Source organism: Naumannella huperziae, from assembly GCF_054073625.1.
Window position 1 is genome coordinate 906,540 of record NZ_JBSXPH010000001.1, and the last position, 12,652, is coordinate 919,191.

At 68.7% G+C, this 12,652-nt stretch carries 15 protein-coding genes; 4 read left to right on the forward strand and 11 right to left on the reverse strand.

Annotation, left to right across the window (positions count from 1 at the left end; all coding sequences use genetic code 11):
- Positions 1-27 precede the first annotated feature (27 nt).
- Genes deoC through ACXDC7_RS04270 form a run of 4 tightly spaced genes read right to left on the reverse strand, consistent with a single transcriptional unit; the run spans position 28 to position 3,952 of the window.
- Complete coding sequence (gene deoC / locus ACXDC7_RS04255; protein ID WP_459221318.1) at positions 28-684, reverse strand: deoxyribose-phosphate aldolase; 657 nt, start codon at positions 682-684, stop codon at positions 28-30.
- 13 nt (positions 685-697) lie between these two features.
- The gene (locus ACXDC7_RS04260; RefSeq protein ID WP_459221319.1) at positions 698-1,675 is read right to left on the reverse strand and encodes a glucosaminidase domain-containing protein; all 978 of its coding nucleotides are present in this window, start codon (positions 1,673-1,675) and stop codon (positions 698-700) included.
- 40 nt (positions 1,676-1,715) lie between these two features.
- Positions 1,716-3,221: a sensor histidine kinase gene (locus ACXDC7_RS04265; RefSeq protein WP_459221320.1), complete on the reverse strand. Its 1,506-nt coding sequence runs from the start codon at positions 3,219-3,221 to the stop codon at positions 1,716-1,718.
- Entirely contained in the window at positions 3,218-3,952 is a 735-nt protein-coding gene (locus ACXDC7_RS04270; RefSeq protein WP_179444667.1) for a response regulator transcription factor, read from the reverse strand. The genes ACXDC7_RS04265 and ACXDC7_RS04270 overlap by 4 nt, the downstream gene beginning before the upstream one ends.
- A 162-nt stretch (positions 3,953-4,114) precedes the next feature.
- Between ACXDC7_RS04270 and pdxS the strand changes: the two genes are divergently transcribed.
- Together pdxS and pdxT are read left to right on the forward strand one after the other, a co-directional pair.
- The gene (gene pdxS, locus ACXDC7_RS04275; RefSeq protein ID WP_459221321.1) at positions 4,115-5,008 is read left to right on the forward strand and encodes a pyridoxal 5'-phosphate synthase lyase subunit PdxS; all 894 of its coding nucleotides are present in this window, start codon (positions 4,115-4,117) and stop codon (positions 5,006-5,008) included.
- Positions 5,005-5,598, forward strand: coding sequence for a pyridoxal 5'-phosphate synthase glutaminase subunit PdxT (pdxT, locus tag ACXDC7_RS04280; protein ID WP_459221322.1), 594 nt, complete (start codon positions 5,005-5,007; stop codon positions 5,596-5,598). Before pdxS ends, pdxT begins: the two co-directional genes overlap by 4 nt.
- A 10-nt stretch (positions 5,599-5,608) precedes the next feature.
- On the opposite strand, the gene ACXDC7_RS04285 is transcribed toward pdxT, so the two are convergent.
- Together ACXDC7_RS04285 and ACXDC7_RS04290 are read right to left on the reverse strand one after the other, a co-directional pair.
- Positions 5,609-6,016 (reverse strand): VOC family protein, encoded by a 408-nt coding sequence (locus ACXDC7_RS04285; RefSeq protein WP_459221323.1) that lies wholly within the window; start codon positions 6,014-6,016, stop codon positions 5,609-5,611.
- A gap of 66 nt (positions 6,017-6,082) precedes the next feature.
- The gene (locus ACXDC7_RS04290) at positions 6,083-6,874 is read right to left on the reverse strand and encodes a helix-turn-helix transcriptional regulator (RefSeq protein WP_459221324.1); all 792 of its coding nucleotides are present in this window, start codon (positions 6,872-6,874) and stop codon (positions 6,083-6,085) included.
- Positions 6,875-6,970: 96 nt separating this feature from the next.
- Between ACXDC7_RS04290 and ACXDC7_RS04295 the strand changes: the two genes are divergently transcribed.
- Positions 6,971-8,179, forward strand: coding sequence for a glycoside hydrolase family 10 protein (locus ACXDC7_RS04295; RefSeq protein WP_459221325.1), 1,209 nt, complete (start codon positions 6,971-6,973; stop codon positions 8,177-8,179).
- Here ACXDC7_RS04295 and ACXDC7_RS04300 read toward each other — a convergent pair.
- The 5 genes from ACXDC7_RS04300 to ACXDC7_RS04320 form a co-directional block, all read right to left on the reverse strand.
- Complete coding sequence (locus ACXDC7_RS04300) at positions 8,152-8,604, reverse strand: MarR family winged helix-turn-helix transcriptional regulator (RefSeq protein ID WP_343045878.1); 453 nt, start codon at positions 8,602-8,604, stop codon at positions 8,152-8,154. The genes ACXDC7_RS04295 and ACXDC7_RS04300 overlap by 28 nt on opposite strands.
- A gap of 33 nt (positions 8,605-8,637) precedes the next feature.
- Positions 8,638-8,793 (reverse strand): hypothetical protein, encoded by a 156-nt coding sequence (locus ACXDC7_RS04305; RefSeq protein WP_459221326.1) that lies wholly within the window; start codon positions 8,791-8,793, stop codon positions 8,638-8,640.
- Between the two features lie 89 nt (positions 8,794-8,882).
- The gene (locus ACXDC7_RS04310) at positions 8,883-9,365 is read right to left on the reverse strand and encodes a hemerythrin domain-containing protein (RefSeq protein WP_459221327.1); all 483 of its coding nucleotides are present in this window, start codon (positions 9,363-9,365) and stop codon (positions 8,883-8,885) included.
- Positions 9,366-9,369: 4 nt separating this feature from the next.
- Complete coding sequence (locus ACXDC7_RS04315) at positions 9,370-10,011, reverse strand: NAD(P)-dependent oxidoreductase (protein WP_459221328.1); 642 nt, start codon at positions 10,009-10,011, stop codon at positions 9,370-9,372.
- Positions 10,012-10,013: 2 nt separating this feature from the next.
- Positions 10,014-10,583, reverse strand: a complete 570-nt coding sequence (locus ACXDC7_RS04320; RefSeq protein ID WP_459221329.1) for a PadR family transcriptional regulator — start codon at positions 10,581-10,583, stop codon at positions 10,014-10,016.
- A gap of 181 nt (positions 10,584-10,764) precedes the next feature.
- Between ACXDC7_RS04320 and dnaK the strand changes: the two genes are divergently transcribed.
- Positions 10,765-12,651, forward strand: a complete 1,887-nt coding sequence (dnaK, locus tag ACXDC7_RS04325; protein WP_179444658.1) for a molecular chaperone DnaK — start codon at positions 10,765-10,767, stop codon at positions 12,649-12,651.
- The last annotated feature ends 1 nt before the right edge of the window (position 12,652 follow it).

The following is a 12,652-nucleotide window of genomic DNA, read 5'->3' on the forward strand; positions in this document are numbered from 1 at the left end:
CCGTCAGGCGTTGATCACGGCACGCCGTCAGGCGGGCGCGCCGTCCAGCACGGCGGCGGTGCCCGACAGCCCCAGCCGGCTCGCGCCCGCCTCGATCATGGCGACGGCGGTGTCGTAGTCCCGGATGCCGCCGGACGCCTTCACCCCGAGCCGATCGCCGACGGTGGCGCGCATCAGGCGTACCGCCTCGACCGACGCGCCACCAGCCGGGTGGAAGCCGGTCGAGGTCTTCACGAAGTCCGCGCCCGCCGCCTCGGCGGCCCGGCAGGCGGCGACGATCTCGTCATCGGTCAGCGCCGCCGATTCGATGATCACCTTCAACAGCGCGCCGGGGATCGCCTCGCGGACCGCCCGGATGTCTGCCTGCACGGCATCGACCTCGCCGGCCTTGAGCGCGCCGATGTCGATCACCATGTCCACCTCGTCGGCCCCGACCGCGACCGATTCGGCGGCCTCGGCCGCTTTCGTCGCCGAGGTGTGCTTACCCGAGGGAAAGCCGCAGACGGTGGCCAGGGAGACGCCGTCGGGGAGCCGGACCCCGGTGAGCAGGTTGGGCGAGATGCAGATCGCAAAGGTGCCGAGTCGGCCGGCCTCGTCGGCCAGCGCCTGTACGTCGGCGGCGTTCGCCTCCGGCTTGAGCAGGGTGTGATCGACCAGTCGGGCCACTTCTTCGCGCGTAGTCACCCCTGCATGCTAGTCAGCGATAGCTGACTTCGGCCTCACCGCCGGCCACCGACGCCAATCGGCCTCCCTCGAACTCCGCGAACTGCTCGTCGCCGTCGGTGCCGACCTCGATCGGTGCGCGCAGTCGCTCACGCACCTCGGCATCGCGCCGATAGCGCTCCCACAGCGGGCCGGTCAGCGGGTAGGTCTCCTTGCCGCTGCCGATGATCACACCGCGATCGAAGATGATCATCGCCGTCTGGTCGACCGGTCCGTCCTGGACGGCGCCCAGAGGCGCGCCGAGCGGCCCGGTCAGCCCGCCCGTCTCGCGATAGGCCGCGGCGAAGCGCTCCGGCACGGGCGTACCGTTCGGGGCGCCCTTGTCGTATCGGAAGAGGTCGTGGTCGCGCATCAGCGAGATGACCATCTCCGAGTACTTCGGGTCGGTGGCATAGCCCGCCTCGCGAACCTCGGTGATGAACTCCTCGGGATCGTCGGTGTGGTCGAAGGCTCCGGCATAGCGCGGGGTCTCGCGCAGGAACTCACCATGATCGAGGAAGGAGTCGCGCGCCGTCGCATAGCTGCGGAACTCGGCCACCTCGGTGGTCGGCTTGTCCGGCTCGTAGAACTCCTGGGTCTCCTTGGACACGCAGCCGTTCTGCCGGGGCGAGGTGGTGGATCCGCACTTGATCCCGAAGTAGTTGCCGGACCAGTTGGACAGCGCGGACGTGCCCCAACCGGATTCCAGGATCGCCTGGCCCATGATCACGGACGCGGGTACGCCGGTCGCCTCCATCGACTCGCGAGCCAGCGGTGCGATCGCGGTGATGAACACCGTCTTGTCGTCCACCTCGGGGCGTTGCAGGCTTGCCTCCACACTGCGATTCCACACCACCGTGCCGATCGCGACCGCGGCCACGATGATCACCACGACGGCGATCCCGGTGATCGCCAGCGCGATACCGACGCAGCCGTTCGCCCGGTTGCGGGGGCGAAGCGCGCGGCGGGCCATGCAGACTCCTTCGGTTGGGTGGGGTTCGACCGGAACGAGGCTACCCGGGACGTCCAACCTCCGCGCGCGGCGCGGCCTCGGCGAGCCGCACCCGAAGCCGGATCGAAGTCCGGCCCGGCCGGCTGTCGACCCTGGCCTCGCCGCCGTGGGCGGCCATCACCGCGGCGACGATGGCCAGACCGAGGCCGGTGCTCTGGCCCTGGCCGGTCCGGGACCGGCTCGAATCGGCGCGGGTGAACCGCTCGAATGCGGTGTCGCGGATCTGGTCGGGGATGCCCGGCCCGTCGTCGGTGACCGCGATCTCGGCCCATTCGCCGCGAGCCACGACACTTGCCACCACCGAGGTCCCGGCCGGGGTGTGGGTCCGGGCATTCGCCAACAGGTTCGCCACCACCTGGTGCAGCCGGAACCTGTCGCCGAGCACCAGCACGGGCTCGTCCGGCAACTCCACGCTCCAGCGATGATCGGTGCCCGCGATCCGCGCGTCGCTCACCGCATTGATCAACAACTCGCTCGCATCCACCGGGCCGAGCTGCAGCGCGGGATCGGCATCCAGTCGGGCCAACAGCAGCAGATCCTCCACCAGGGAGGACATCCGCTCCGACTCGGACTCGATCCGGTCCATCGCGTGTCGGGCGTGCGGCGGCAGTTGATCACGGTCGCGTCGGGTGAGCTCGGCGTACCCCTTGATCGCCGCAAGTGGATTGCGCAGCTCGTGGGAGGCATCCGCGACGAACTGGCGTACCTTCGTCTCGCTGGCCTGCCGGGCCGCCAGGGCGCCGGACACGTTGTCCAGCATCCGGTTGAAGGCCTGCCCCACCTGGCCGACCTCGGTGGCGGGGTCGGCATCGCCCGGTGGAACGCGCGCAGTCAGGTCGACCTCGCCGTGGGCGAGCTCCTGGGTGGACACCTGCCGCGCGGTGCCGGCGAGCCGGTTCAGCGGGCGCAGGCTGCGCGACATCACCTCGCGCACCGCGAGCGCCGAGGCGAGAATGGCCAGGCTGCTGGCCACCATCCCGATCACCATCAGGCGGAAGACGGTGTCGTTGATCTCGTCCAGCGGCAGCGCGGCAATCAGTGTTCCCGCCGGCGTCGACACGGCCACCGCGCGGTAGTCGCCGATGCTCAGCCGGACCGACCGCGGCTGGGAGTCGGGCGCGAGGGCGCTGAGGTCATAGGCGAACTCCAGTTGCTCCTGCTTGCTGGGTTTGGAGCCGTTGATCTTGGTGTTCAGCGAGACGACGACCGATCCGTCCAGGCCGGGCTCGACCAGGATGGTGCCGATGGGCTGGCCGCGCAGCTTCTGGTCCTCGGAGATGCCGCGTGGCGATCCCGCCGCGACCGAACGTTCACGCGCCAGCGTCATCAGCTGCTGGTCGAGCTGGCCGAGCAGCAGTTGCTGGGTGACCACGATGCTCAGTGCGGCAACGCCGGTGGTGGCCAGGGTGACGATGATCAACACCCGGACCAGCAGCCGTCGCCCGATCGATCCGGGCGCGAATGGGTGTGGGGGTTGGTCTGGTCCCGGGGTCGGCGCGATGATCATGCCGGCTTCAGTACGTATCCAGCTCCGCGCATCGTGTGGATCATGGCCGGCCGATCGGCGTCGATCTTCTTGCGGAGATAGGAAATGTAGAGCTCCACGACATTGGACTGGCCGCCGAAGTCGTAGTTCCAGACGCGGTCCAGGATCTGCGCCTTCGACAGCACGCGCCGCGGATTGCGCATCAGGTAGCGCAGCAGCTCGAACTCGGTGGCGGTCAGGTGGATCTCGTCGCCGCCACGAGTCACCTCGTGGCTGTCCTCGTCCAGGCGAAGATCACCGACGACCAGCACCGAGTCGGGATTGGCGGTCGTCGCGCCGGTCCGCCGGAGCAGACCGCGCAGACGCGCGATCAGCTCCTCCAGGCTGAACGGCTTGGTGACATAGTCGTCGCCGCCGGCGGTCAGCCCGCCGATCCGGTCGGTCAGGGCGTCCTTGGCGGTCAGGAAGATCACCGGGGTACGCGGCTCGTCCTCGCGGATCCGCCGCATCACCTCCAACCCGTCGAAATCGGGCAACATCATGTCGAGCACGACGGCGTCCGGGCGTACCTCGCGGGCCAGCCGGACCGCATCGCTGCCGGAACCGGCGGTCGTCACATCCCAGCCCTCGTAGCGCATCGCCATCGACAACAGCTCGGTCAGGCTCGACTCGTCGTCGACGGCGAGCACGCGGATGGGCGAGCCGTCGGCACGCGTGAGCTGCTGGTCGGGGGTGCGCGGAACGGTGGACATGTACCCAGCGTGGCATGTCCGGTCGCTGTCTTCCAGTGAGCTGGCTGTGTCATCCCTGTGAGGCTCCGGCCCGGCCGAGGGCGACGGATGCTCACGCTATGGACCACTCGACAGCGCGCAGATATCGGAGTAAGACTGGTCCAAAGCAACGAAGGAGGGGTCGTGAGCGAGAACGGCAGCACCGGCGGCGATCGGGTGAAGCGGGGCATGGCGGAGATGCTCAAGGGCGGCGTGATCATGGACGTGGTCACCCCCGAGCAGGCGCGGATCGCCGAGGACGCCGGCGCCGTCGCGGTGATGGCCCTGGAGCGGGTGCCCGCCGACATCCGCCGCGACGGCGGGGTGGCCCGGATGAGCGATCCCGAGATGATCGAGGGGATCAAGGCCGAGGTGTCGATCCCGGTGATGGCCAAGGCCAGGATCGGGCACTTCGTCGAGGCGCAGGTGTTGCAGGCGATCGGCGTGGACTATGTCGATGAGTCCGAGGTGCTGACGCCGGCCGACACTGCCCACCACATCGACAAGCGCGGCTTCACGGTCCCGTTCGTGTGTGGTGCGACCAATCTCGGCGAGGCCCTGCGCCGGATCGCCGAGGGCGCGGCGATGATCCGCTCCAAGGGCGAGGCCGGCACCGGGGATGTCAGCCAGGCCACCTTCCACATGCGCACCATCTCCGCCGAGATCCGGCGCCTCGCCGGCCTCGGCGAGGACGAGCTCTTCGTTGCCGCGAAGGAATTGCGCGCGCCGTTGGAGCTGGTACGCGAGACCGCGCGCCTCGGTCGCCTGCCCGTCGTGTTGTTCACTGCCGGCGGGGTGGCGACCCCTGCCGATGCGGCGATGATGATGCAGCTCGGCGCCGACGGGGTGTTCATCGGGTCGGGCATCTTCACCTCCGGCGACCCGGCCGCGCGGGCCCGCGCCTGTGTGGAGGCGACCGCGCACTACGACGATCCGGAGCGGGTGGCGAAGGTCAGTCGCGGTCTCGGTGCCGCGATGGTCGGCATCGCTACCGACAGCCTCGGCGCCGGCGAGCTGCTCGCCACCCGCGGCTGGTGAGCGCCCGGGTCGGCGTACTCGCCCTGCAGGGCGGGGTACGCGAACACCTCACGGCGCTCGCCAGCGCGGGTGCGGACGGCGTACCCGTCGCCGACGAGGCCGGGCTCGACGGCCTGGCCGGGCTCGTCCTGCCCGGTGGCGAGTCGACCACGATGGGGCGGCTGCTCGCCCGCTTCGCCCTGCTCGAACCCTTGCGCGCCGCGCTCGCCGACGGGCTGCCGGTCCTCGGCACCTGCGCCGGCCTGGTCCTGCTCGCCCGCGAGGTCACCGACGGGCTGCCCGGGCAGCCACTGCTCGGCACGCTCGACATCGCCGTGCGGCGCAACGCCTACGGGTCGCAGGTCGCGAGCTTCGAGGCCGAGCTCGATCTCGCCGGCGCGCCGTTCCCCGGCGTCTTCATCCGGGCGCCCCGGATCGAGCGGGTGGGTGACGGGGTCGAGGTGCTGGCCCGCGGTCCCGCCGGCGAGCCGGTGGCGGTACGCCAGGGCGGCGTCCTCGCCACCTCGTTCCATCCCGAGCTGGCCGGCGACGAGCGCCTGCACGCCTACTTCCTGCGGGAGGTAGCGGGCCTGCCGGCAGTCCCGGCCTGACCGCGCCGGATCACTCGCTCGCGGGCCCGGCCGGGTTCATCCACAAGACCTCCCACGTGTGGCCGTCGAGGTCGTCGAAGGAACGTCCGTACATCCAGCCGTGGTCCTGGGCCTTCCGTGGCTCGACGGCGCCTGCGGAGACCGCGGCGTCCACCAGCCGGTCCACCTCGTCGCGCGAGTCGGCGCCGATCCCGATCAGGACCTCCTTGGCGGAGTCATCGGCCACGGGCTTGGGGTGGAACGTGCCGAAGAAGTCGCGCTGCAGCAGCATCGCCGCGCTCTGCCCGGGGGCGATGATCATGGCCAGCGCATTGTCATCGCTGTAGTTGTCGTCGAAGGCGAACCCGAGCTTTGTCCAGAAGGCGCGAGTGGCGGGGATGTCGGCTACCGGGAGATTGATGAATACCTGTCTGCTCATGGATCGATCATGGTCGGTGACCGGCCGGCATCGCTTCTCCGATATTGCTCAGTCCTCCGATATTGCTCAGTCCTCGCGGATGACGAGCCAGGGGAGCGCGACGGTGGCCGGGGTGGCGTGCGGAGGCCGGGGCAGGATGGTGACGCGGATCCGGTCGGTGAGCTGGCCCGCGCGGATCGCGATGCGCCCGGCATTGCCGAAGGCGCGGGCCGGGGGCACGAGTTGTTCGATCGGTCCGGTGGCCGGGAGGGCGGTCGCGAGCAGCCACCACGATCCCGGCGGGATGCCGAACAGCCGGAACGGGCCGGGCCCGGCGATCATCGCCCCGGCGACCGGCCGGCCCCGCGCCATCGGCCTGGCGAACAGCCCGACGTAGTAGTCCGCCCCCGGCCCGACCGCCGCGGCCGCCTCCGCCGAGATCGCCACCTCCCCGGTGAGCGTGCCGCCCGAGCGGAGCTCTCCGGGCCGGTTGAGTGGGCGTACCGGGTCGTCGGCGATCAGGTGCGGCAGACGGCGGAACTCCGACGGGCTGGGCCCGACGCTCTCGGCGAACCGCCGGCTGAAGGTCCCGGCCGAGGAGAAGCTGACCGCCATGCAGATGTCGGTCACGGCCTCGTCGGTGGTCAGCAACAACCGCTTGGCGTGATGGAAACGCAAGGACGCGAGGTACTGCATCGGTGCCGAGCCGAGTGCTGCCGCGATCAGCCGGGACAGATGGAACGGGCTGTAGCCGACATGCTCGGCGAGGTCGTGCAGCGTGATCGGTTCGGTCGAATGTTCGGCGAGGAAGGTGGTGGACGCCGCCACGATGCGAGCGATGTCGCCGGCATGCGCGCCCGGGTCTGTCCCGTTCCCCATCCGACCTCCTCGTCCGGAGCACCGACACTGTAGCCGCGGCCGTCCCGCTCGCCTAGGGTGAGGCCTACCTGCGGGGGGCCGAGCCCAGGAGGATCGATGGCAATCTCACGCCGCACCCTGTTGACCGTTCCCGTGGCCGCCGCTGCGATGTTCGGCGCGCAGTCCGCGCCGGCGCGGGCCGCGACCGCGCAGCTGCGCGGGTTGTGGATCGCCTCGGTCGCCAATATCGACTGGCCCTCGCGGATCGGGCTGAGCGCCGCCGAGCAGCGCCGCGAGCTGCTGGGCTGGCTGGATCTGGCCAAGGCGCACAACCTGAACGCGATCGCGCTGCAGGTACGCCCGACCGCCGACTCGTTCTGGCCCGGCGCGCGCGAGCCGTGGTCGCGCTATCTGACGGGTACGCAGGGCCGCGACCCGGGCTGGGATCCGCTCGGCACCGCGGTCGCGGAGGCGCACCGCCGCGGGCTGCAGCTCCATGCCTGGTTCAACCCGTACCGGGTCGCGATGACCGACGACATCAGCACGCTCGTCTCCGGTCATCCGGCGCGGCGCAACCCGTCCTGGGTGGAACGCTACGGCGGGAAGCTGTACTACAACCCGGGTGTGCCCGAGGCGCGCCGCTTCGTGATCGACGCGATCGTCGACGCGGTCCGGCGGTACCCGATCGACGCGGTGCACTTCGACGACTACTTCTATCCCTATCCCGTCGCCGGGCAGACCTTCGACGATCGCGCGGAGTACCAGGCCTATGCCGATCACGAACTTGATCTTGCCGGTTGGCGCCGCGCCAACATCACCACGCTGATCACCGAGCTGCGTACCCGGATCCGCGCGACGCGCCCCGGCGTGCGGTTGGGCATCTCGCCGTTCGGGGTGTGGCGCAACCGGTCGACCGATCCGGCCGGATCGGACACCCGGGCCGGCGTGCAGACCTATGACGACCTGTACGCCGACACGCGCGGGTGGGTGCGCCGCAATCTGATCGACTACATCGCGCCGCAGGTGTACTGGTCGCGCGGGTTTGCCGCGGCGGACTATGCCAAGCTCGTGCCCTGGTGGTCGAGCGTCGTCGCCGGCACGAACGTGCGGCTCTACATCGGTCAGGCCGCCTACAAGGTCGGGGCCGACGCGGATCCGAACTGGTCCGACCCGGCCGAGTTGTCCTCGCACCTGGACTTCAATCGCGGCTTCCCGGCGGTGCGGGGCGATCTGTGGTTCTCGGCCCGGAACTGGCGGGCCGATCGGCTCGGATCGATCAAACGGGTACGCGAGGCGCACTACCGAACGGCCGTGCCGCCTGCCTGAGGCCGATCCAGCGGGGAGAGTTCGTCGGCCAGGTCGCGGATGATCACCGCCGCTCTGCGCAGCGTCTGGAGTTGATCATCATCGAGCCCGTCCAGCGCCGGATCGAGACCGGCGGCCATGTTCTGCCGCAACGTGTCGAGGCGTTCGCGTCCGGCATCGGTCAGGCCGATCAGGCTGGATCGCCGGTCGTCGGGATCGGGCCGGCGCTCGACGACGCCCTCGGCCTCCAGCCGCTGGAACAGCTTGGTCACGGTCGGCTGGCTGGTGTTGTCGACCATGGCGAACGCGCCGACCGACATCGGCCCGAACTGGTCGAGCGTCGCCAGTGCGCGGCCGACGCCGTGCGGCTCGCCGTGCAGCCGGGCGGCCAGTCGGGTCAGCCGGGCGCACGCAATGGCGAGGTCGACGGCCAGCGGTGTGCTCACGGGAACGATGGTACGGAGCACGGCGACCGCGGCTCAGCGGAGCAGGCGTCGCCAGAGCAGCAGGCCGGCCCCCGCGGCGGCCGCCCCCGCACCGAGCGCGACCAGTCGGCGCGTCGTGCCCGGATGGTCCGGCGCCAGCGCGCCGGTCTTCTGACCGGGCGCCACCGCCCGGTCGTGTTCTCCCGCCACCGCGATCTCCTCTCCGTCGATGATGTGCCGAGCCAGTTCGCCGGCGCCGACCCTTCAATCGTCTCAGACTTCCCTCAGTTGTCTGTGAGTTACAGCCCCAGTAGCTGTCTCCGATGGTCTGGCGGTTCCTGGAGTGCGTGCAACGCGCGGTTCAGCTTGTTCTCCTCGGATGCGAAGTGGTCAGCGACGAGGCGATGCAACGCATCGAGCTTCCGGTCCGCCTCGTCGCGAGCCTGTGGTGAGACGGCGGTGCGAAGTTGATCAAGGATGACCCGGAACTCACCAAGCAGACCCGCCAGGCGAATGTGGTCTGCCTTCAAGGCCTCGATGGTCGGCGTGAGGGCGGGGTCTTGCTCGACGATGAGAGGGAACAGGTGATCGTCCTCACTTTCGTGATGCGCCTGCAGTGCTTTGCAGAACCCGAAGCAATGAACGAGCAGGTCACCCTGTGGGGACGGCTGCGCCGGGGTCAGGCGGCTGACCTCGGCGCGGGCATCACGAAGCTGCGTCTCGAGTTGGTGGTGGGCGGCCTGTAGTTCCAACGCCCACGCAACAGCGCGTTCACTGGTCATGGTGTCAGTAAGAGACGGTCAGCGTCTTGTGTGCCAGGGATTCGTCCAAGGCTGCGTTGGCCAGCTCGTTAGCCAGGTCCGCGCGGCTGATCTTCTTTGGTTTCCCGAGCGGTGAGTCGACGGCACGGCGAACATCTCCTCGTGCCGGATCGTCGGTGAGTAGCGGGGGCCGGACGATCGTCCAGTCGATGTCCTTCGCCCGGGTGCGCAGTTCTTCTTCCATCACGCGCAGATCTCGATAGCTGGGCCCGAAGAAGCGCCAGAGGATGGGATGCAGGATGTGGCGAACGAAGAAGGTGTTCTCCTCTGGAGGAGACACCGGGACCGCGCTGATCACGACCAGCCGATGGACGCCCGCGGCCCGCATCTGGGCGATGATGTTACGCATTCCCCTCGAATACACGGTCGTCGGCGATCGCCCGTCACGTGGGCCAAGTGCAGAGATGATGGCATCGACGTTGTCGAGGACGCCGTGAAGGCTGGAGGGATCGAGGACATCGGCTTGCTTGACGGTGACGCCCGGAGGGGCTTTGTAGCCGGTTGGGTCACGCACGATGGCCACGACGCCGAGGCCACGTTCTCGAAGGGCCGTGACGAGGAGTCGTCCAGTTCCTCCGGTGGCGCCGAAAACAGCGATGGTGTTCATCGTTAAGGGGGCCTCTCGATGGTGCAGTTGGATGTGGTGTGTCGGAGTTCACCAGCGACTCGGGTGAACCACTCGGCTTCGAACTTCAGACGGGCGATGGTGTGGTCAAAGGCAACGCGCTCCATCGGGGACAGGTGCTGCTCGACGCGTGTCAGTGCCGAGGTGTGTGCGTTGCAACGATCATGGAGCGCTTTTGCTCTAGCCGTGAGGAGCGCGATCAACTCGTCTGGGTCGAGTTCGTCGGCGAGCCGTAGGGCAACGGCAACGGAATCGACCGGGCTGTTCACCGTGCGGATGCTGTCGGCAATGAGCGTGTGGAGTTCTGTGTATCCGGCGGGCGCGAGGGCATAGGTGGTCCTGGGTGGCCGTTGGCCGTCGCGACCCACGGCCTCAACCTTGACGAGATTCTCCCGTTCCAGCGCAGTGAGAGCGTGATAGACGGAGCCTGGTTTGAGGTCGGACCAACTGTCTACCTGGTCCTGGACGGCTTCTTGGCGAATCGCATAGCCATGACGGGGACCTCGGCGTAGGCAGCCGAGGACGAAAAGGCGGGCGCCGGAGGACCTGGGCATGTCTTAGACAAACTTGTATAGACAACCTTGTCAACATGCTCGATTGGGCTCCGGGCGCCAGGCGTCCCCGGAGACTTGAGCGACTTCGACTCAAGGTGTATATTGAGTCTCGCGGACTCAAGTTGCCCGGCGAGTCCCGGGCGACGAGCACACCAAGCCCCGATCGCAGGAGGAAACCAACATGGCTCGTGCAGTAGGCATCGACCTCGGCACCACCAACTCGGTGGTCGCCGTCCTGGAGGGCGGCGAGCCCACCGTCATCCCCAACGCCGAGGGTTCGCGGACCACCCCCTCGGTCGTCGCTTTCACCAAGAGCGGCGAGGTCCTCGTCGGCGAGGTCGCCAAGCGTCAGGCCGTGACCAACGTCGACCGCACCATTCGTTCCGTGAAGCGCTACATGGGCACGGACTGGACCATCGACATCGATGGCAAGACCTACCGGCCGCAGCAGATCAGCGCGTTCGTGCTGCAGAAGCTCAAGCGCGACGCCGAGGCCTACCTGGGCCAGGACGTCGACAGCGCCGTGATCACCGTGCCGGCCTACTTCGACGACGCCGCCCGCCAGGCCACCAAGGAGGCCGGTGAGATCGCGGGCCTGAAGGTCGAGCGGATCATCAACGAGCCGACCGCGGCCGCACTGGCCTACGGCCTGGACAAGTCCGACACCGAGCAGACCGTGCTGGTCTTCGACCTCGGCGGCGGCACCTTCGACGTCTCGCTGCTCGACATCTCCGACGGCGTCTTCGAGGTGAAGGCGACCAAGGGCGACAACCGCCTCGGCGGCGACGACTGGGACGAGCGGATCGTCGAGTGGCTGGTCAAGCAGTTCAAGAACAAGACCGGCATCGACCTGGCCAAGGACAAGATCGCGCTGCAGCGCCTGCAGGAGGCCGCCGAGAAGGCCAAGATCGAACTCTCCTCGACCACCGAGACGACGATCAACCTGCCCTACATCACTCTCGGCGAGGGTGGCCCGCTGCACCTGGAGGAGAAGCTCACCCGGGCGGAGTTCCAGCGGATGACCCAGGACCTGCTGGATCGCTGCAAGGGCCCGTTCAATGCGGTGATCTCCGATGCCAAGATCAGCGTCGATGACATCGACCAGGTGATCCTGGTCGGCGGCTCCACCCGGATGCCCGCGGTCACCGAGCTGGTCAAGGAGCTCACCCACAAGGACCCGCACAAGGGCGTCAACCCCGACGAGGTCGTTGCGCTCGGCGCCTCGCTGCAGGCCGGCGTGCTGCGCGGCGAGGTCAAGGACGTGCTGCTGCTCGACGTCACCCCGCTCTCCCTCGGCATCGAGACCAAGGGTGGCCTGATGACCAAGATCATCGAGCGCAACACCACGATCCCGACGCGGAAGTCCGAGACCTTCACCACCGCCGATGACAACCAGCCGTCGGTGATGATTCAGGTCTACCAGGGCGAGCGCGAGTTCGCGAAGGACAACAAGTCGCTCGGCAACTTCGAGCTGACCGGCCTGCCGCCGGCGCCGCGTGGCGTACCGCAGATCGAGGTCGCCTTCGACATCGACGCCAACGGCATCGTGCACGTCAACGCCAAGGACCTGGCCACCGGCAAGGAGCAGTCCATGACGGTGACCGGCGGGTCGGCGCTGTCGAAGGAAGAGATCGACAAGATGGTCAACCAGGCCGAGCAGTACGCCGAGGAGGACCGCAAGCGCCGCGAGGCAGTGGACCTGCGCAACGACGCCGACTCGCTCGTCTTCCGCACCGAGAAGCTGCTCGACGAGACCGGCGACAAGGTCGGCGACGACGTCAAGCAGCCCGTCCAGGACGCGCTCGGTGAGCTGAAGACCGCGCTCGAGGGTGAGGACAACGACGCCGTCCGCGCCGGGGTGGAGAAGCTGAACACCGCCGCGGCCACCCTGGGCCAGGCGATGTACGCCGCCGCCCAGGCCGAGTCGGCCCCGTCCGACGACGCGCAGTCCGGGACCGCCGGCGACGCCTCCGGCTCCGGCGCCGGCAGCTCGGATTCCTCCGATGACGACGATGTGGTCGACGCCGAGATCGTCGACGAGTCCGACGACGACAAGAAGCAGTCCTGAC